Origin of the sequence: Paraburkholderia sp. BL21I4N1 (genome assembly GCF_002973525.1) — a bacterium.
Classification (GTDB): domain Bacteria; phylum Pseudomonadota; class Gammaproteobacteria; order Burkholderiales; family Burkholderiaceae; genus Paraburkholderia.
In genome coordinates, this window is the sequence record NZ_PVEN01000013.1 from 148,773 (window position 1) to 167,433 (window position 18,661).

Genomic DNA, 18,661 nt, shown 5'->3' on the forward strand with positions numbered 1-18,661 from the left:
AATGAAGGATTTGATTAACGGGTCGCGCCTCGCGAGCAGACGGGTGCCCGTGCTGTCGTTCGTTATCTGAGAGAAATCACCGTTATCGAATTTTTTTGTCCGTGCAAAGAAATTAGTCATGCTGAGAAAAGTGCGGGGTAAACACCGATGGCTCGAAATCGAATCTAAAGATTGCGAGTGGTTGTACAGCTAATGGAAGGCATATAGATCGACGAATAAACCGATTGGCACCAACCGACGCGCCGTCGTTATCAACGTTCTATGGATGTTGCCGCACTCAAGGCGAGCGCAGCAAGACGAATATTTAGTATCACTACGAAACAGGTGTGTGGTTCTGAATCGCCGATTCGCTAGTCGGGTGGATGGCTATTGGAGTTTCGAAGGGAAAACAGGGCGTTCGAAGCGTGGCGGTGGGGTGCCGCAAACGAAGAGGCTTGCCAGGCCTCTTCGAATAACAACTTGGCGTTTATGGCGAGAGAGAGGAACATGAAACAGAGGGATCTAGCATCGGCCATTCGGAAGATTGTCTGGGCTGAAATGGCGCTAACCGCGATGGTGGGGACGTCCGCGTTCGCACAGAGCCAGCCGTCGGCGGCAAGCGCGGCGGTCGCGTTACCCATTGTCGTTGCGCAAGCCGGCACGCCGGAGGGCGTGGCGGCAACGCCTGAGGCTGCATCGGGCGCGGCGGCCACGGCACCGGTTAAGCAGCTCAAGAAATTCGAGGTGACAGGCTCGCTTATCCGCACGTCGGACAAAGTCGGCAATACCGAAGTCCAGACCATCACGCAAAAGGACATCGCGCAAAGCGGCTATACCACGGTGTCCGACTTCTTGCGCGGTACGGCGGCGAACTCGGCCAGCAGTTGGTCGCAGTCGACCATGAACAGCGCCGCTCCCGGCGGCGCCGGTATCGCGCTGCGCGGCCTGAGCGAGAAGTACACGCTCGTCCTGGTGGACGGCCAGCGTGTCGCCAACTATGCGCAAGCGGTGAATTTCACCGACACCTTCTTCGACGTCAACAGCATCCCGCTGAATATTGTCGATCACATCGACATCGTGAAGACGGGCGCGGTGTCGATTTACGGCTCCGATGCAATCGCCGGTGTCGTCAACATCATCACCAAGAAGAACTTTCAGGGCCTGCAGCTCGATACGCAGCTGGGCAAGGCTCAGCATCCCGGCAACGGTCAGGGAAGCTTCAGTGCCCTCGGCGGCTTCGGCGACCTGAACTCGGATCGCTTCAACGTCACCGCCGCAGCGAGCTACTACCGCGACAGCGGATCGACGCTGGCCGATCGCGACATGACGTCGGGGCAGGATTTCACGCAATACGCCGGCGGTCTCGCGGCGCCGTTGGGTCCGAACCAGCAGTCGTACTGGACCACGCCCGGCGGCAATGTGGCGCTGAATCCCTGCCCGCCCGGCAGCACGGCGGCGAAGACGGGTGGTGCGGCGTGCGCCTACAACGTCGCGGCCGGTACTTCCCTAACGCCGGCCGTGACGCGTTTGAACGCGAAAGTGCGCGGCACTTTCAAGATCGACGAAGACAAGGAAGCATACGCGGGCTTCTGGGTGAGCCGCGACGAAAACGTGCAATTGCAGGGCCCGGCGGCGTTGACGGCCAATTCGAACGTGTTCACGCCGGCCACGGGTTCCGTCGCGCCGCTCTCGCGGACCGTGTCGGCGTCGAACCCGTTTAATCCGTTCGGCGTGGCGACGCCGATCAATCTGACGTTCCCCGGCAAAATTGGTGTGGCGGATACGGTGTCGACTTTCTGGATGGCGTCGACGGGCGTTAAAGGTACGTACAACTCGGCGGCGCTGGGTAGCTGGGACTGGTCCGCCGATTACGGCCATTCGCAGAGTACGGTCGACACGAGTTACTCCAACCGCCTGAACGTGGCGGGCGTGGAGAACATGCTGGCGAACGGCTCGTACAACTTCGCGAACCCGGGCTCGACGCCCAACGGCCTGAACGGCGTGTTCAGCGACGACTATCAGCAAGCCATTTCGAAGGTGGACAGCGTCACGGCCAAGACCTCGACGGCGAATCTGTTCAGCCTGCCCGCCGGCAATGTCGGCTTGGGCTTTGGTACGGAGTTCCGCCACGAGTCGTCGGTGATCAACCCGCAGACGCTTGCGTCAGCAGGCATCGTCGCGCCGGCGAACGTGCAGACAGTCGACAGCTCGCGCAACGTGGCGGCGTTGTTCTATCAGATCGACATTCCTATCATCCACAACCTGACGTTCACGCAAGCGTCCCGCTACGATCACTACAGCGACTTCGGCGGTGCTTTTTCGCCGAGCTTCGCGCTGCGTTATCAGCCGGTGCGTATGCTGACGACGTTCGCCTCGTTTAGCCGCGGTTTCCGCGCGCCGACCGGCGTCGAGAATTCGCAGGCGGTTTATCTCGGTCACCAGAACCTGGTCGATCCGAACGATCCGAGCGGCACGCCGACCAAACACTTTACGACCGAGCAGACGACGGGTAATCCGAATCTGCAGCCCGAGCACACGAAGAACTACAACATCGGCTTCCAGTTGTCGCCGGACGCGCTGACCGATATCGGCGCGGCGTTCTACAAAGTGCGCATTGACGGTGTGATCGGGACCGCGGATCCAAACGCCGTGCTTCAGCAAAACAATCCGTCGACGGTGGTACGCAATCCCGACGGCACGATCCGTTATATCGTGCAGCCGTTCGTCAACCTGGGCGCGCTCGATACCGACGGCTTCGACATGAACTTCCGCAAGGCGGTTCGGACGACCTACGGTACGTTCACGCTATCGGGCGACTGGGCTTACGTGTGGCACTTCAAGCTACACAGCCCCGGTGCCGCGCCGCAGGATTTCGCGGGTAACAATCTCGCCCTGCTGCAACCGTTCGGCGCAAGTAACCCGCGCTGGAAGGGCAACACCACGTTGACGTGGGATTTCCACAACCTGACGACGTCGTTGACGTGGCAATACACCGGTCCTTACACGAACGGCGTGTCGGCCGAGTTCGGCGACGGCGGAACCGGATCGGTGGCGTCCTATAGTCAGTTCAATCTGGTGGCGAGCTATCGCGGCTTCAAGCATTGGACGATCTACGGCGGTATCACGAATCTGTTCGACAAACGGCCGCCGTTCGACGTCGAGTGGCAAGCAACGCCGGACATTACGGGTTACGACCAGTCGCTTTACACGGACCTGGGCCGTTTCTTCCAGATTGGCGCGACGTACCGGTTCTGATGAATTGATCGCAGATTGACCAACTGGCTAATAAGCCCAGCCCGGCGCCGCTTTTGCCCACGTATGGAGGGGTGAAAGCGGCGCTGACCATTGCGCGCCTCGCGTCTCGCCTGGCGGCAACTTCGCGTTAACCCTCCGCCTCACCACGATTGACTTAAATTCCCGAATTTAAGTCCCGCAATCGCTCCCCCGTCTTACTACTATCCGAACACCTGCCACGCTAAACCCGCGCGCCCGCGCGCATTCCAACGTCGGTCACCATGCAAGCTCACCGAGCCTCGCCATGTTGAAGCGCAGAACCTTCCTGCTCGGCGGCGCCGGCGCAGTGGGCGCGCTGCTGGTCGGCTGGTCGGTGCTGCCGCCGGGTCAAAGGCTCACGACCTCCACGCCGTTACCCGCGCAAGGCACGCAAGTACCGCTGAACGGCTGGGTCAAGATCGCGGTCGACAACAGCGTGACCATCATGATGTGCAAAGCGGAAATGGGGCAGGGCGTCCATACGGGCCTGGCGATGTTGCTCGCCGAAGAGCTCGACGCGGACTGGTCGCAAGTGCGCGTGGAGGATTCGCCGATCGACGGAATCTACAATAGCGTGCAGAACATCGTCGACGATCTGCCGTTTCGTCCCGACGACGACAGCGCCGTGAAGCGCGCGACGGTCTGGATGACTCGCAAACTGGTGCGCGACGCCGGCACGATGATGACGGGCGGGTCGTCGAGCATCAACGATCTGTGGACGCCGATGCGCGAAGCCGGCGCCTCGGCGCGCGCGATGCTGATCGGCGCGGCGGCCGCGCAATGGCAAGTGCCGGCTGCCGAATGCCGTGCGGAAAGTGGCCGCGTGTTGCATCCGTCGGGACATCGGGCGAGCTTCGGCGAGTTGTCGTCGCTGGCGGCGCAGCAATCGCTGCCGCGCAACGTGGCGTTAAAAGACCCGGCCGACTTCAAGCTGATCGGCAAACCGGTCCGCCGCATCGAAGCCGCGTCGAAGATCAACGGCACGGCCCGCTTCGGCATCGACGCGCTGCCGGACGGCCTACTCTACGCGAGCGTCGTCATGTGTCCCACGCTGGGTGGGACGGTCGCGCAGTTCGACGCCGGGCCTGCGGAGAAACTGCCGGGGTTTATCAAGGCGTTCACCGTCGCGCCGTACAACGGTGGAACCGGCGGCGTCGCGGTCATTGCCGACAACCCGTTTCGCGCGATGAACGCCGTCACCGCCGTCACCGTCGATTGGAACGACGGCGCCGCAGCGCACGTGTCGAGCGCGGAGGTGCAAAACCGTCTCGCGCAAGCATTGGACGATAGCGACGGCCACGCCTACTACCGACTCGGCGATGTCGACACCGCAATGAACGGCGCCGCGCGCACGCTCAGCGCCGACTATCACGCGCCGTATCTCGCGCACGGCGCGGTCGAACCGCTCAATTGCACCGTGCAGGTTGCGGAGGGTGCGGCGACGGTGTGGGTTTCCACGCAAGTCCCCGCGCTCGCGCGTCATCACGTCGCCAAGGTGCTGAACCTCGACGCCGACAAGGTCGATGTGCAAACCCAATTGCTCGGCGGCGCATTCGGCCGGCGTCTCGAACTCGATTTCATCGCGCAGGCCGCGGTGATCGCGCGCCAGGGCGGTGGACGTCCGGTGCAGACCATCTGGTCGCGCGCGCAGGATTTCACGCACGATTTCTATCGACCCGCTTGCGTGTCGCGGCTCAGGGCCGGTCTCGATGCACACGGCAAACTGATTGCATGGGACAGCCTGTCCGCGGGTCAGGCGATCGTGCCGGAATCGCTCGCGCGCTACTACGGCGTGCCGCGAATCCCGATCGACAAAACCACCTGCGAAGGCGCATTCGATCAACCCTACGAATGGCCCGCCGCGCGTGTCGCGCACAAGATCGTCGAATTGCCGGTGCCGGTTGGTTTCTGGCGTTCGGTCGGCCATTCGCATCAGGCGTTTTTCACGGAGAGTTTCACCGACGAACTCGCTGCCGCCGCCGGCCGCGATCCGATTGCGTTTCGCGCCGAACTGCTCGCGCGGCATCCGCGCCATCTGGCGGTCTTGAAGCGGGTTGCCGCGTTATCGGAGTGGGGGCGCCCGTTGAGTCATGCCGCCGACGGCGCGCCGCGCTCGCGCGGTGTCGCGCTGCACGAGGCGTTCGGCAGCGTCGTCGCGCAGGTGGTGGAGGTGTCGATCGGGCCGGGCAAGCAGATTCGCGTGCATCGCGTGATCTGTGTGATCGATTGCGGCTTGCCGGTGAATCCGAATCTGATCCGCCAGCAAATGGAGAGCGCGATCGTGTTCGGCCTCTCGACCGCGTTGCAGGATGAAATCACGATCGTCGACGGTCAGGTGCAGCAGAAGAACTTCGTGGATTTTCCTGTGGTGCGGATGAATGATTGTCCGACGATCGAAACCGAGATCATGCCGAGTCGACTGCATCCGCAAGGCGTCGGTGAGCCGGGTGTGCCACCGGTCGCACCGGCCGTGGCGAATGCAGTGTTCGCGCTGACGGGCCAACGTCTGCGAACCTTGCCGCTGAAACTGGCGTAACGCGTAGCAAGCTCAAGTACACAAAGAGAACGGGAATCACGAGGAGACCCGCATGGGATCGCTAAATATCAATGGCCGCGCGGTAGCGGTGCAGGCCGAGCCGGACATGCCGCTGCTGTGGGTGCTGCGTGCGGAACTCGGCATGACCGGCACCAAATTCGGCTGCGGCGTGGGCATTTGCGGCGCGTGTACGGTTCATCTGGACGGCAAGGCGAGCCTGTCATGCCAGACGCTGATGTCGAGCCTGCATGCGCAGAAGATCACGACGATAGAAGGCGTGCAGGGCGCTGAAGCGCAGGCTTTGAAAGCGGCGTGGATCGATCTCGACGTGGTGCAGTGCGGTTATTGCCAGAGCGCGCAACTCATGGCGGCCTGCGCGCTACTCAAACAGAAACCCAATCCCACGGACGCCGATATCGACGCGGCCATGTCTAACATCGTATGCCGTTGCGGCACGTATCCGCGCGTGCGGGCGGCGATTCATCAGGCCGCGTCGAAACGTCGGCCGGCATAACGCCAGCGACGTTTCGACGCGTTTGCGCGCTTAATTAGCGAACATTTCCACCACGGCGACCACGGCCGTGAAAATGCCGATACATCCGCCCAGTGTGACTGCGCCTTGCATGAATTGCGACATACGTGACCCGTAGCGTGAGTGAGTGATGAAGAACATTTAACCCGAAATGAAAGCTTAAAGAAAGCTTATCAAAAATAAAACGTAAACAAATTCGGGGTTATCCCAGGGCGCGATTTGCCGCGAGTACGCCCCAGTAGGACGCTTCCTCGAATAGCGACATGCCCGACAGATCCGCGTGCGCGAACAGCACCGGTCCTTCCGCGTCGCGTAACGCGAGCAGCCCGGGACGGCTGAGGAAGCCGACATCCGGCGTCGCCATGGCGTGACCGCGTACGGTGATTTCCAGTGCGGTGGCGTGACGCCACAGGTCGCGGCCATAAGCGGGCAGCAGATCGATCGACGCTTGCGCGCGCAGTTCGTCGGGATGCGCGGCGGCGAGCCAGCGACGGGTGTCGTCGGGCGTCTTCAGATCGAGCGCCTGATAGGCCGAGAACACCGAGCGTTGCGGCGGCGACAGGCGGATCAGTTGATGCGTCGAGACCACATAACCGAGGCCTTCGCCGCGATAGACGACGTTGTCCCACGCGAGCGGCACGCCTTGCGCTTCGCGCGGCATGCCGTCCATCAGGAAGTTGGAGACAAGCCACGGCGCACGCGGCGGCAGGTCGCGCGGCGCGTCGAAACCATACGCAGACAGATGCGGTATGACGTGCTGCGCGACGAAAAGCGGCATGGCCGACACCACGCGGCGCGCTTTCAGCACGAAGGTAGTGGGCACATTATTGCTGTCGATGCGTACGCAGAGTACTTCCACGCCACCCGGTTTTTCATCGACACGCGCGGCAAAGCCCGGCACTGACCATGTGGATTTGCCCACGCGTTGCGTGATCGACGCGCTCAGTTTCGTCACCATGCCATGCAGACCGTCGGGCCAGGTCAGCACCGCGCCGTCTTCCGCATTACGCGCATGGCCGCCGCGCGACGAGAAGTAATGCAAGCCGGCCCACGCGGAGACATGTTCATAACCGGCGCCGAAATCGTCGCGACACGCGTAATTCAGATACCAGTGCAGCGACGACGCGGTATAGCCTTCGTCGAGCAGCCACTGTTTGAACGAGCGCTTGTCCAATGCGCGCCAGCGCGGTTCTTGCGACGACTGCGCGAGCGGAATGCAGAACACCTTGCGGCCGTCGCTGCCCACGGCGGTGCGCAGTGCGTCGGTGTAGGCGAAAAAGCGCTGCTGCTGCGCGATTTCCGCGTGATTCACGCCGAGCGTCGGCACCAGGCCGTCCTGCCATTGACCGTCGATCAGCAAGCGTTCGTCCGGCGCGTGCACCAGCACGCGTTCGTCGAACACCGGCCGCGCGGTGAACGGATCGGCTTCGATCACGCCGAGGTCGGCAAGCATGTCGCGCAGGTGCGTCGATTCCATCGACGGTAACGGCAGATAATGCGCTCCCTTCGGATAGCCTAGCTCGCCATAGCGGCCACCGGCCGCATTGCCGCCGAATTCGGGTCCGGCGAGCACGACAAAATCCTTGTGCCCCGCTCGCGCGAGTTGCCACGCGCACGATAAACCGGCCGCGCCCGCGCCGAGAATCGCGACGTCGGTCTCGAGCGTGCCGGACGGCGCCGGCAAACCGCGATGGTCGCGCAGCGCATGACCTTCGCGCATGCCGGGACTGTCGATCACCGGCGTCGTTTCGATCCAGCCGGTGCGGCTGAGATCGGGCAGCGCGCCCAACGCGGCCGCCCCCACCGCGCCAGCCGCGCCCGCAAAAAGAAAAGTGCGGCGGTCCATCAGCGCAGCACGTGCTTCCAGTCGTCGTCGAAAAGGCGGACGAGCGGCTGGTCGTTCATCTGATTCGGCGCCATCGGCAATGCGGGCATGTCGGCGGGAAAGTGGAACATTTCAATCGCGGTCTGCGCGTCGAGCCAGCGCATCGGCTCCGAATAGTGCGTGGGGATCGTATAGTCGCGACGCTTGCCGGCAATCACGAAACCCCAGTCGCCGAACGAGGGCACATAGCAGTGATACGGCCATGTGTTGAAGCCCGCCTCGCGCAACGTGTCGACGATTGTCCAGTACGCGTGCGGCGCGAAATACGGCGAGGTGGATTGAATCACCGCATAGCCGTTCTCGGACAGATGTCGCGACAGCATGCGATACACCGGCACCGAGTACAGCCGGCCTAAACCGAAGTTGGTCGGATCGGGAAAGTCCACCACGATCGCGTCGAAGACCTCGGCGTTGGATTCGAGCCAGCGCACGGCGTCGTCGTTGATTACGTGGACGCGTGGGTCTTTCAATGAGCCTTGATTGAGTTTGACGAGCGGCGCCGAGGTGGAAAACATCCGCGTCATGGCCGGGTCGAGATCGACCAGCGTCACCGTCTCGACGTTGCGATGCTTGAGGATTTCGCGCACGGCGAGTCCATCGCCGCCGCCGAGCACGAGCACATGCTTCGCCCACGGTAACGCTTCGAGTGTCGGATGAATCAGCGCCTCGTGATAGCGGTGTTCGTCGCGTGTCGAAAATTGCAGATTGCCGTTCAGGTAGAGACGCATGTCGTCATGCCATTGCGTGAGCACGATACGCTGATACGGCGTGGTTTCGGAGAAGATCGTCTCGTCGCCGTACAAGCCGTGCTCGGCCCAATGCGTCAGACGCTCCGATAGCGCGAAACCGGCGCCGAGCAGGCTGATGACAAGCGCGGCGCGCATCAGCTTGCCCGGCACGTTGCTGATTTCGGCGCGGAACGTGTGGGTGGTCCACAGCGCGACCAGCGCGTTGAGAATGCCGAACAGAAAGCTGGTGCGCAGCAGGCCGAGACGCGGCGCGAGCACCAGAGGAAACAGCAGCGAGACCGCGAGCGAACCGAGATAGTCGAACGTGAGCACGTCGCTCACGGTGTGGCGGAACGCCTGACGACGCTGCTGGAACGCGCGCATCACCAGCGGAATCTCCATGCCGATCAGCGCGCCGAGCACCAGCACCACCGCATAGAGCGCCGCGCGAAACGGCGTGGACAGCCACGCGAACACGCCGAACAACATTGCTGCCGACAAACCGCCGAGCAGGCCCACCAGTAATTCGATATCCACGAAGCGGTCGAGCACGTCGTCGTCGTCGACGAACCTGGCGAGCCACGAGCCCACGCCCATGGCAAACAGATAACAACCGATCACCGACGAGAACTGCAATACCGAGTCGCCGAGCAAATAGCTGGACAAGGTACTGCTGATCAGCTCATAACCCAATCCGCACGACGCCAGCACCAGTACGGACAGAATCAGCATGCGATTATGTTTAATCTTCATGCTGGGCACTCCGGTCCGATCTGGATATACTGGCGGCGATTTGCGCGCGCCGTCGCGACACACAAAATCCGGGAGATTAAATGGGTGATGCCTTTTCTTATGGGATTCATTTACTGTCGGCGTTTGTGCTGATCCTCGGATTCGCGGCAGTTTACCTCAAGGTCACACCGTTCGACGAACTGGCGTTGATCCGCGAAGGCAACGTGGCGGCGCTGCTGTCCTTTGCCGGCGCGCTGATCGGCTTCTGCCTGACGCTCGCGTCGAGCATTGCGCACAACTCCACGCTGGTGCTCGTGCTGATCTGGGCATTCGGTGCGATGATCGTGCAGGTCGCCACTTATGCCGTACTCACGCGCTTATTGCCCGGCATGAACCATGCGATTGAAACGCGTAATAACGCCATGGGCGGATTGATGGGCGCGGCTTCGCTAGTGGTGGGTATTATCAATGCCGCTTGCCTGACCTGATTTCACATTTCATACATTTTCATCTTAATGCCCGATTGGCGGGCGCCGCGCGCGAGGAGTACACGATGAGTCTCGGTTCGTTTATTCGCAAGCAGTTTGTCGACGTCCTGCAATGGACGGAAGACAGTGACGGCGTATTAGCCTGGCGTTATCCGATGGAAGACCAGGAAATCCAGTACGGCGGCCAATTGACGGTGCGCGAGTCGCAAATGGCGCTGTTCGTCAACGAAGGCCGCATTGCCGACGTATTCGGCCCTGGCCTGTACACGCTGACCACGCGCACGCTGCCGCTGCTGACCAGCCTGCGCAACTGGGACAAGCTGTTCGAATCGCCGTTCAAGTCCGACGTGTATTTCTTCAGCACGCGTTTGCAACTCGGCCGCCGCTGGGGCACGCCGCAACCCGTCACGATCCGCGACAGCGAATTCGGCCTCGTGCAGGTACGCGCTTTCGGCATCTACTCTTACCGGGTAGTCGACGTGCCGGCGTTTCATCGCGAGATCAGCGGCACGCGCGGCGTTTATACCGTCGACGACCTCGAACAGCAATTGCGCAATCTCGTCGTGACCGCCATGAGCGTGGCGTTCGGTTCGGCCGACGTCGCGTTCTTGGACATGGCCGCGAATCAGGAGGTGCTGTCGCAACGCATCGGCCAGGCGCTCGCGCCGGTGTTCGCGCGTTACGGCGTGGCGCTCGATTCGTTCACGGTGCAAAGCGTCTCGCTGCCGGACGCGCTGCAAAAGGCGCTCGACGCGCGTATCAGCGTCGGCGTGAGCGGCGACCTGAACAAGTTCGCGCAGTACCAGGCCGCGCAGTCAATTCCGCTCGCCGCGCAGAATGCCGGCGGCGTGGCCGGTGTCGGCGCGGGCCTCGCGGCCGGCGCGGCGATCGCGCAGACCATGACGGGCGCGCTCAATCAGACGCAAGCGCAGACGCCCGCACAGCCGGCAGCCGTGGCAAACGACTACGTCGAGCGCTTGCAGCAACTCAAGACCTTGCTCGACAAAGGCCTCGTCACCGAAGACGACTATGCGAAGGCGAAAGCCGAGATTCTCGCGAAGCTGACGAAATAAGCGCACTCGATGTTCAGTACCTCGTGTCCACAATGCGGCGCACCGCTCGAATTCCGCTCCGCCGCAGCCGTGATGGCCGTGTGCGGATCGTGCCGCAGCACCTTGCTCAAACACGGCGAAGCCGTTGAACGCCTCGGTGAAATGGCCTCGGTGTTCGAGGACTATTCACCGTTGCAACTCGGCGCCACCGGCCAGTATCAAACGCGCTCGTTCACGCTGCTCGGCCGGATCCAGTTGCGCTACGACGCGGGCTACTGGAGCGAGTGGTACGCCACTTTCGACGACGGCACGTTCGGCTGGCTCTCCGATGCATCGGGCCAGTACGCGGTCACCACGCAGCGAGCGCTGGAAGCTGCCGAGACCGCCATGCTGCCGCCCTTCGACTCGCTGAGCCCGGGTGTGCCCTTCGAGTTCGACGGCAAGCGCTTTCTCGCGTCGGATATCCGCACGGCGCAATGCGTGGGCGGCGAGGGCGAGTTGCCGTTTCGTGTCGGCGACGGCTGGCAGGCGCGGGTGGCGGACTTCCGCTACGAAGACCATTTCATCACGCTCGACTACGCCGACGCCGATCAGCAACACGGCAAGCCGGCGCTGTATTCGGGCGAGTCGGTGGAACTCGCCGAACTCGCGTGTCAGGGTTTGCGCGACGAAGCGGCGATTCGCGAATCGGCGGGACGCTATCGCGGCGACCTGGCGGCGTTCACGTGCCCGAGTTGCGGCGCGTCGCTCGATTGCCCGGTCGGCGTCGCGGATTATGTGATCTGCGGTTCGTGTCATGCGGGTGTGGATTGCAGCGCGCAACAGGCCACGCTGTTTTCGAAAAAACGCACGCTCGAAGCGATCGACACCGCGTTGCCGCTCGGTGCGAGCGCAACCTTCGACGGTGCGAAGTACACGGTGCTCGGCCTGATGCGTTGCCGCACGCCGGACGGCGAAGCCAGCTGGGACGAATATCTGTTGCACAACCTCGACCGCGGGTTCCTGTGGCAAGTGCATAGCGAAGGCCGCTGGGAGCGCGTGGAAGTGTTGAATCGCTGGCCGATGATCAGCCAGAGCGGCCAGGTGCTCGACGACGGCAAGACCTACCGCGAGAGCGAGCACTACGTTTCGGAAGTGACCTATGTGGCGGGTGCGTTCAACTGGCGTGTGCAGGTGGGCGACAGAACGTCGATTACAGATTTCGCCTGGCGCGACTTCAAGATGACGCGCGAAATCACCGCCGACGAAATCGTCTGGTCGCGCGCGAGGCCGCTGACCAACGGCAAGGTGGCCGAACGGTTCGGCATGCCGGAACTGGCGGCTGGCGCGGCGGTGAGCCGTCGTGCGTCCCGGCCCACTTCCAGCGCAAGCGACCTCGAACCGGCCAAGGAAGGCTTCACGACTGCCGGCTTCGGGCCGTGGCCCTGGATCGCCACGGGCGTGATGACGTTTGTCAACTTCGGCAAGCTGTTCGAATTCGATGGCTCGACGGTGCTGGTGATTATCGGCATGCTGGCCTTGTGGGCGCCCGAGTGGATCTGGCGCGCCTTCCACGACGAGTCGAGGTAAGCGTGAGACAGTTTTTATATGCGCTCTACGCGTTCGTGGTGATCGTCATGTTCAGTTGCACGTCGATGACGGGAAGCGGTGGGAGTGGTGGCGGTTATGGCGGGACGTCGGCGCGTAGCGGTTATTCGTCGTATGGGGCGCACAAGTGAGCGGGGCGCTACCGTTGTCGCAACTCGTGTCTACGACCATGGCCGCAATCACGTCTACACCGCGTGACGCATATGGCACGCATGTGCTGGCCGATCTGGGCGGAATCGCGGCCGACCTGTTACGCGACGCCCCCACGCTCGAATCGATTCTGGTGAATGCCGCCCAAGAAGCCGGCGCGCGCGTGTTGTCGGCGCATTTTCATCACTTCGGCGGCGAGCATGGCGTGACGGGTGTCGTGTTGCTTGCGGAGTCGCACATCACGATCCACACGTGGCCCGAACATCGCTTCGCCGCCCTCGATATTTTCATGTGCGGCCACGCTCGACCCGACCAGGCGGTCGAACGAATTGCCCTTGATTTGCGAGCTGAAGTGCGGAACCTGCGCACCTGCGAACGAGGCAACGTGACGCCGCCACGCTAGCGCTAACTCGCCTCAGATCAACCGCAGGGTCGAGGCTTTCAGCGTAGCCGCCGCGCGCGTCGAACATTCGAGCTTGCGGAACACGCTTTCCACATGCGTGCGTACCGTGCTCGGACTCATTTGCAGTGTTTTGGCGACCTCCTTGTTGCTCGCGCCCTGACTGATGTGGCGCAAGACTTCCGCTTCGCGCGGTGACAGCAACGCGGCACGCGCCGGCTTGATGCGCTCTGCGTCCGCCTCGTACCCGTCTTTCTCGCTGTTCAGCAGCGCATGCACGGAGTCGGCATCGAGTCGACCCGCCGCCGCTTCTTCAGTGAGTACCGCCGCCGCTTCATCCGCCGACAACGCCGCGCGCCACGGACGCGGCGAGCGCAATGCCACCCAACTCGCCGCGGCGGCCAGCACGCGCGCTTCGCGACCGAGCATGCCGCCCGTCGCGCCGCGGAAATAGCCCGAGCCGTCGAGCCGCTCATAAGCCTGCGATGCGATTTCCGATTCACGTGCGAGTGCACCGATCTGCTTACCGGCGCGCGCGGTCCAGTAGGGTACGAGGCGCACCTTCTCCCACGCGGCCGGTGAGAGCCGTCCCGGCGTATTCCAGATCATGTTCGATACCGCCATGCGGCCCATGCCGTGAATCAGTCCGGCGAGATAGGTGGCGTGACGAATGTCGTCGTCGAAGCCGAGGCGCGCGCAACAGCCTGCCGCCGCTTCGGCCACGCGGCGCGAATAGCCGGCCATCCACGGTAACTTCAGGTCGATCACGTCGGCGATGATCTCGGGCGCGGTGCCTTGTTGCATGGGCAGCGCGTCGAGTGGTTCGTCGCGGTCCGACGCGTTGTGCTCGTCGAGTTCGGCGAGCCAGTCGGCGGCTTGCGCAAACGCGACCTGGGCGAGTGCATCCGGATATTTGTGCCCCGCCTTCTGCGCGATAAATTTTTGCGCCGCCTCCAGGCCATACACGCGACTCAGAATTTCGAGGTCGCCCGCGAGCGCGACGAGAAATACGGCGTCAGGCACCCGCGCGCCGTCGAGTTTTTGCGGCAGACCGCCGCCGTCCCACGTTTCGAAAATGTGCCGCAGCGCGGATTGAGTGGCGCCCTCCAGGCCGAGCATGCGCGCAATTTCCCCCGATACTTCGCAGTGAATCTCCGCGAGCGGTGTGATTGTCGCTTCGAGCCGTCCCTGAGATTCGGTCGCGCCACCCCAGCCCGGCCGCATGGCGAGCATCGCTTCGCGACCGCCGATATCGTCGCCCAGCATCTCCGAAAATCCCGACGCGTTGGCCGTGCAACCCGACCAGCGCAACAGCGAAACCTCCTTCACGACACCGCATTGCGCGTCGTCATGGCCCGCGGCGGCCGCCAACCGCGCGGCCAGCCAACTGGTGCGCAGCGAGTGGTCGGTGGGCTGTCCCATGCTGAGATCGCCGATGAACGCCAGCGCCTTCACGGCGTCGAGCGCGCGGATTGTTGAAACGTCTGCCATAGGTGTCGACCTGTTCGTTCTGTCTTTCATTTGCCGCGTCTGGCGAAAGCACCGCAGCGGCCTTTCCGCGCCTCGGTCATTCGACCGATACAGCCGGCGGCCGGATCGGCGCATCCTTCAATCCGCCATCTAACCCACTGATTTTCTCTTCCTCACAAGGACCGATAGTATGAATACCCTGCTCAAAAAATGCCTGGCCGCCGCAGTGATGTTCGGCAGCCTCCTGTCGATCAGTGCGTTGACGCCGGCCGGCGCCGCGCCCAACGACGACCTCAAAGGCAAGAACGTCGTGCTGGTGCACGGCGCGTTCGCCGATGGTTCGAGCTGGGAGAAGGTCATTCCGCTTCTCGAAGCCAAGGGGCTGCATGTCGTCACGGTCCAGAACCCGCTGAGTTCGCTCGACGCCGACGTGGCCGCCACGCGCCGCGTAATCGACCAGCAGAACGGTCCGGTGATTCTGGTCGGCCACTCCTGGGGCGGCGCGGTCATCACGCAAGCCGGTAACGACGACAAGGTCAAATCGCTGGTCTATGTGGCCGCGTTCGCGCCGCAAAAAGACCAGTCGATCAACGACATCCTGAAGGGCAAGCCCACGCCTTCGTGGGCCTCCGCGTTGCAGAAGGACTCGGGCGGTTACCTGACGCTGTCGACCGACGCCGTCATTCACGACTTCGCGCAGGATTTGCCGGTCGCTCAGGCGCGCCTCGTGGCCGCGACGCAAGGTTCGTGGTTCGCCGGTTGCACCGACGACAAAGTGACACAGGCCGCATGGCAAAACAAGCCGTCGTGGTTCGTCGTGACCGGGAAGGATCGTATGATTCCGCCGGCATTGCAGGACGCCATGGCGCAGCAGATCGGCGCGACGGTGGTCAAGGTAGACGCAAGCCATGTGGCGATGCTGTCCAAGCCGACGGAAGTTGCGGCTGCAATCATCGAAGCGGCGCGGGCCACGAAGTGAGTCGGCTGTATGTCTGACGTGTGATGTCCGGCTCGCGTAAGTGCGCCCGTTGCCGAAAAAAAAGGTGTTGCCGGGATGTCCCGGCAACACCTTTTCTGCTTTTCAAAGCGTGCTCAGGGGGCTTTGATGGTGGTCGCGGAGTTCGCCGCCGCCGACGCCGGCATCTCCCACCCGCCGCCCAGCGCGAGGAACAGATTGACCTGATCGACCGCCACCTGGCCTTCCGCCGCAGCCACCTGAGATTTGGTCGATGTCAGCGTGCGCGTCGCGTCCAGATCCGAAATGAACGACTCACGCCCGGCGAGATACAGCCGATGCGTTTCATCCGCCGACTCGGCCGCCGACTTCAACGCGGCGCGCAACGCATCGGCGCGCGCATAGTCCGACGCGTACGTGGCAAGGCTGGTTTCCGTCTCGCGTAGCGCGGTCAGTACCACGCCATCGAACTTCGCGAGCGCCACCTGGCTGGAGGCTTCGGCTTCGCGCACGCGGCCGCGCGCGCCATTCGCGGGGAAAGTCCAGCTAATCAGCGGACCGAAGCCCCAGCGCGCGGTCGGCGACGTGCCCAGATCTTCGAGAACGCCGGTCAGGCCCGCTGACGCGCCGATGCTCACCGTCGGATACAACGCCCCGGTCGCCACGCCGATGCGCGCCGTGGAGGCTGCCAGTTGACGCTCGGCCTCGCGCACGTCGGGGCGGCGTTTGAGCAGCGCGGCGCCGTCGCCAACCGGAATCGGCTGGCGAATTTGCGGGAGCCGGTCGCATGCGATCACGGCCGGCGGCAGGTCGGACGGCGCGCGGGCGAGCAGCGCCGCAAGCCGGTACTGCGCGATTTTGCGGCGCGCCGTATAGCGCGGAATATCCGCCGCCAGTGTTTCGACCTGCGTTTGTCCGCGCGTCACGTCCGGTTGATTGCCGCGACCCGCATCGCGCAGACGGCGCGATACGTCCACGCGCTGCTTCTGCAACGCGAGCGACTGCTGTGCGATGCGAAGTTCTTCCGCCGCCGAACATTGGTCGACGTACGAGCGCACCACGTCGGCAACCACGCTGATTCGGGCGAGATCGCCTGCGGCCTGCACGGACTCGGTGTCCGCCTGCGCCGCTTCGACGCCGCGCCGCAGCTTGCCGAACAGATCGATTTCGTACGACACGCTGATGCCGATATCGCCTTCATTGACGACCGGCAGTTTCTCGGTGAGAAGATATTGCTCGGCCGATTCCTGCGCGCGTTCGAGCAACACCGAGCTTTTTCCCGAGAAGCCGCCTTGCGCCTGCGCGACGCCGAGTGCTTCACGCGAACGCGCCAGGTTGGCCGCCGCGACGCGCAGGTCGGTGTTCGATTGCAGCGCCTGATCGACCAGGCTGTTCAGTACGGGATCGTCGTACAGTTGCCACCACACGGCAGGCACGTTCTGGCGCGATGTGAGCGCGGTGTCGGCGCCCTCGATCGGCGCATTGGCGAGCGGCGCGTTGATGAGCGCCTGCTTCGGCAACGCGTAGTTGGGGCCGACGTTGATGCAGCCGTTGAGCGCCACGGCCAGCGGCAAAAGCGGTAGCAGCGGAAGAAGAGAGCGCGACAGCTTCATTGCGACGCGCCCGAGATCGCGGCGGCGGAGGCCGGCTGTGCCGCCGAGCCGGTGGGCGCCGCCGACATAGCCGAAGCCTGAGCACCGCTCACCGAAGCGCCCGAGCCGGAAGCCGCACCCGAAGCCACCGTTGCAGAAGCATCCACCGCCCCTGCCGCATGCGTATCAGGATGCTTCTTGCCAATCGGCGACAAATCGCGCACCGACACGGTCGCCGTACGCCCCGCGATCATGCGGAAATCGGCGGGTACTTCGTCGAGCGCGACACGTACGGGAATCCGCTGCGCGAGCCGCACCCAGCTAAACGCCGGATTCACGTTCGGCAGCAGATTCGAACCTTGCGTGCGGTCGCGGTCTTCAATGGCGGCGACAATGCTTTGCACGTGGCCGCGCAGCACGTTCGGCTCGCCCATCACCGTGATATCGACCGGCTGGCCGATGTCGATGCCGCGCAGCTTGGTTTCCTCGAAATAGCCGTCCACGCGGAACGAATGCATATCGACCACCGCGAGCACCGCGCGCCCCGCCGCGACGAATTCACCGGCACGCGGTGCGCGATCGTTCAGATAACCGTCGACGGGGCTCACGATCGTCGAGCGTTGCAGATTCAGTTTCGCGGTGTCGATCGCGACGTTCGCATCGGCGAGCGCGGCTTCGCCCTGTTCGACGCGCGAGCGGCTTTCCTCATACACCTCCGCCGCGACCAGGTTGCCGAGCTTGCGGTTACGCGCATCTTCGCGGCGCGCCTGGTCGAGCGTGGCGCGGCGTTGCTGCGCGGTCGCCTCGGCCTGACGCAACGCGAGTGTGTAGCGGGCCTGGTCGATCACGAACAGCACCTGGCCTTTGCTGACCTGCTGGTTGTCCACCACCTCGACCGACGAGATCAGCCCCGAGATATCCGGCGCGACCTGGATCACGTCGGCGCGCACGTGTCCGTCGCGAGTCCAGGGCGCGAACATGTAGTAGCCGACCAGTTTCCACAGCACCAGGGCGGCGGCCACGACGACGATCAGGGTCAGCAGAATTTGACCGACGGAGAACCAGGTTTTTTTCACGTTATTAGTCTGTGCGAAACGACGACGACAAGGCCCAGCACCAGCACATAGATGCCGAGATCGAAGATGGAGCGATGCCAGACGAGGCGGTAGAAGCCGACGCGCGCGAGGATGGTGCGCAAGGCCAGGTTGATCAGATAGGCGATCAACATCAGCACGAGCACGGCCGGCACGAACACGCCGAAAATATCGATTTCACCGATCATCGCGGGAAGAAGAAAAGGGT

Annotated in this window: 15 protein-coding genes; 9 read left to right on the forward strand and 6 right to left on the reverse strand. The window is 63.2% G+C overall.

The window, feature by feature from the left end; translation table 11 throughout:
* Positions 1-486: 486 nt before the first annotated feature.
* The 3 genes from B0G83_RS27585 (at position 487) to B0G83_RS27595 (ending at position 6,302) form a co-directional block, all read left to right on the forward strand.
* Positions 487-3,234: a TonB-dependent receptor gene (locus B0G83_RS27585; protein WP_105510550.1), complete on the forward strand. Its 2,748-nt coding sequence runs from the start codon at positions 487-489 to the stop codon at positions 3,232-3,234.
* A 283-nt stretch (positions 3,235-3,517) separates the two neighbouring features.
* Positions 3,518-5,788 carry a xanthine dehydrogenase family protein molybdopterin-binding subunit gene (locus B0G83_RS27590; protein ID WP_105510551.1) on the forward strand — a complete coding sequence of 757 codons (2,271 nt, stop codon included), beginning with the start codon at positions 3,518-3,520 and terminating at the stop codon, positions 5,786-5,788.
* Between the two features lie 52 nt (positions 5,789-5,840).
* Complete coding sequence (locus tag B0G83_RS27595) at positions 5,841-6,302, forward strand: (2Fe-2S)-binding protein (protein ID WP_105510552.1); 462 nt, start codon at positions 5,841-5,843, stop codon at positions 6,300-6,302.
* Positions 6,303-6,522: 220 nt separating this feature from the next.
* Here the strand turns inward: B0G83_RS27595 and B0G83_RS27600 are convergent, their stop codons facing one another.
* Both B0G83_RS27600 and B0G83_RS27605 read right to left on the reverse strand, forming a co-directional pair.
* A complete protein-coding gene (locus B0G83_RS27600; RefSeq protein WP_105510553.1) occupies positions 6,523-8,166 on the reverse strand; it encodes an FAD-dependent oxidoreductase in 1,644 nt (547 codons plus the stop codon).
* On the reverse strand, positions 8,166-9,680 hold the full coding sequence (locus tag B0G83_RS27605; protein ID WP_105510601.1) for a polyamine aminopropyltransferase: 1,515 nt from the start codon (positions 9,678-9,680) through the stop codon (positions 8,166-8,168). Before B0G83_RS27605 ends, B0G83_RS27600 begins: the two co-directional genes overlap by 1 nt.
* An 86-nt stretch (positions 9,681-9,766) precedes the next feature.
* Between B0G83_RS27605 and B0G83_RS27610 the strand changes: the two genes are divergently transcribed.
* The 5 genes from B0G83_RS27610 to speD all read left to right on the forward strand — a co-directional run bounded on the left by B0G83_RS27610 (position 9,767) and on the right by speD (position 13,345).
* A complete protein-coding gene (locus tag B0G83_RS27610) occupies positions 9,767-10,153 on the forward strand; it encodes a DUF350 domain-containing protein (RefSeq protein ID WP_105510554.1) in 387 nt (128 codons plus the stop codon).
* A 65-nt stretch (positions 10,154-10,218) separates the two neighbouring features.
* Positions 10,219-11,226 carry an SPFH domain-containing protein gene (locus B0G83_RS27615; protein ID WP_105510602.1) on the forward strand — a complete coding sequence of 336 codons (1,008 nt, stop codon included), beginning with the start codon at positions 10,219-10,221 and terminating at the stop codon, positions 11,224-11,226.
* Positions 11,227-11,235: 9 nt separating this feature from the next.
* Positions 11,236-12,774 (forward strand): DUF4178 domain-containing protein, encoded by a 1,539-nt coding sequence (locus B0G83_RS27620; RefSeq protein ID WP_105510555.1) that lies wholly within the window; start codon positions 11,236-11,238, stop codon positions 12,772-12,774.
* 2 nt (positions 12,775-12,776) lie between these two features.
* A complete protein-coding gene (locus B0G83_RS38740) occupies positions 12,777-12,923 on the forward strand; it encodes a hypothetical protein (protein ID WP_167444649.1) in 147 nt (48 codons plus the stop codon).
* Between the two features lie 38 nt (positions 12,924-12,961).
* Positions 12,962-13,345 carry an adenosylmethionine decarboxylase gene (gene speD / locus B0G83_RS27625; RefSeq protein WP_105510556.1) on the forward strand — a complete coding sequence of 128 codons (384 nt, stop codon included), beginning with the start codon at positions 12,962-12,964 and terminating at the stop codon, positions 13,343-13,345.
* A 12-nt stretch (positions 13,346-13,357) separates the two neighbouring features.
* On the opposite strand, the gene B0G83_RS27630 is transcribed toward speD, so the two are convergent.
* Positions 13,358-14,833, reverse strand: a complete 1,476-nt coding sequence (locus B0G83_RS27630; protein ID WP_105510557.1) for an HD domain-containing phosphohydrolase — start codon at positions 14,831-14,833, stop codon at positions 13,358-13,360.
* A gap of 169 nt (positions 14,834-15,002) precedes the next feature.
* Between B0G83_RS27630 and B0G83_RS27635 the strand changes: the two genes are divergently transcribed.
* Positions 15,003-15,791 carry an alpha/beta fold hydrolase gene (locus B0G83_RS27635; protein ID WP_105510558.1) on the forward strand — a complete coding sequence of 263 codons (789 nt, stop codon included), beginning with the start codon at positions 15,003-15,005 and terminating at the stop codon, positions 15,789-15,791.
* Positions 15,792-15,904: 113 nt separating this feature from the next.
* On the opposite strand, the gene B0G83_RS27640 is transcribed toward B0G83_RS27635, so the two are convergent.
* Genes B0G83_RS27640 through B0G83_RS27650 form a run of 3 tightly spaced genes read right to left on the reverse strand, consistent with a single transcriptional unit; the run spans position 15,905 to position 18,641 of the window.
* The gene (locus tag B0G83_RS27640) at positions 15,905-17,380 is read right to left on the reverse strand and encodes an efflux transporter outer membrane subunit (protein WP_105510559.1); all 1,476 of its coding nucleotides are present in this window, start codon (positions 17,378-17,380) and stop codon (positions 15,905-15,907) included.
* A complete protein-coding gene (locus tag B0G83_RS27645) occupies positions 17,377-18,435 on the reverse strand; it encodes an efflux RND transporter periplasmic adaptor subunit (protein ID WP_105510560.1) in 1,059 nt (352 codons plus the stop codon). The genes B0G83_RS27640 and B0G83_RS27645 overlap by 4 nt, the downstream gene beginning before the upstream one ends.
* Entirely contained in the window at positions 18,432-18,641 is a 210-nt protein-coding gene (locus tag B0G83_RS27650) for a DUF1656 domain-containing protein (RefSeq protein WP_105510561.1), read from the reverse strand. Before B0G83_RS27650 ends, B0G83_RS27645 begins: the two co-directional genes overlap by 4 nt.
* Positions 18,642-18,661: the final 20 nt, after the last annotated feature.

Excerpts from the sequence above, each read along its gene's own strand:
- B0G83_RS27595 (WP_105510552.1), top strand. The coding sequence starts at position 5,841 with ATGGGATCGCTAAATATCAATGGCCGCGCGGTAGCGGTGCAGGCCGAG.
- B0G83_RS27635 (WP_105510558.1), top strand. The coding sequence starts at position 15,003 with ATGAATACCCTGCTCAAAAAATGCCTGGCCGCCGCAGTGATGTTCGGC.
- B0G83_RS27620 (WP_105510555.1), top strand. The coding sequence starts at position 11,236 with ATGTTCAGTACCTCGTGTCCACAATGCGGCGCACCGCTCGAATTCCGC.
- B0G83_RS27630 (WP_105510557.1), bottom strand. The coding sequence starts at position 14,833 with ATGGCAGACGTTTCAACAATCCGCGCGCTCGACGCCGTGAAGGCGCTG.
- B0G83_RS27590 (WP_105510551.1), top strand. The coding sequence starts at position 3,518 with ATGTTGAAGCGCAGAACCTTCCTGCTCGGCGGCGCCGGCGCAGTGGGC.
- B0G83_RS27640 (WP_105510559.1), bottom strand. The coding sequence starts at position 17,380 with ATGAAGCTGTCGCGCTCTCTTCTTCCGCTGCTACCGCTTTTGCCGCTG.
- B0G83_RS27610 (WP_105510554.1), top strand. The coding sequence starts at position 9,767 with ATGGGTGATGCCTTTTCTTATGGGATTCATTTACTGTCGGCGTTTGTG.
- B0G83_RS27600 (WP_105510553.1), bottom strand. The coding sequence starts at position 8,166 with ATGGACCGCCGCACTTTTCTTTTTGCGGGCGCGGCTGGCGCGGTGGGG.
- B0G83_RS27585 (WP_105510550.1), top strand. The coding sequence starts at position 487 with ATGAAACAGAGGGATCTAGCATCGGCCATTCGGAAGATTGTCTGGGCT.
- speD (WP_105510556.1), top strand. The coding sequence starts at position 12,962 with ATGGCCGCAATCACGTCTACACCGCGTGACGCATATGGCACGCATGTG.
- B0G83_RS27615 (WP_105510602.1), top strand. The coding sequence starts at position 10,219 with ATGAGTCTCGGTTCGTTTATTCGCAAGCAGTTTGTCGACGTCCTGCAA.
- B0G83_RS27650 (WP_105510561.1), bottom strand. The coding sequence starts at position 18,641 with ATGATCGGTGAAATCGATATTTTCGGCGTGTTCGTGCCGGCCGTGCTC.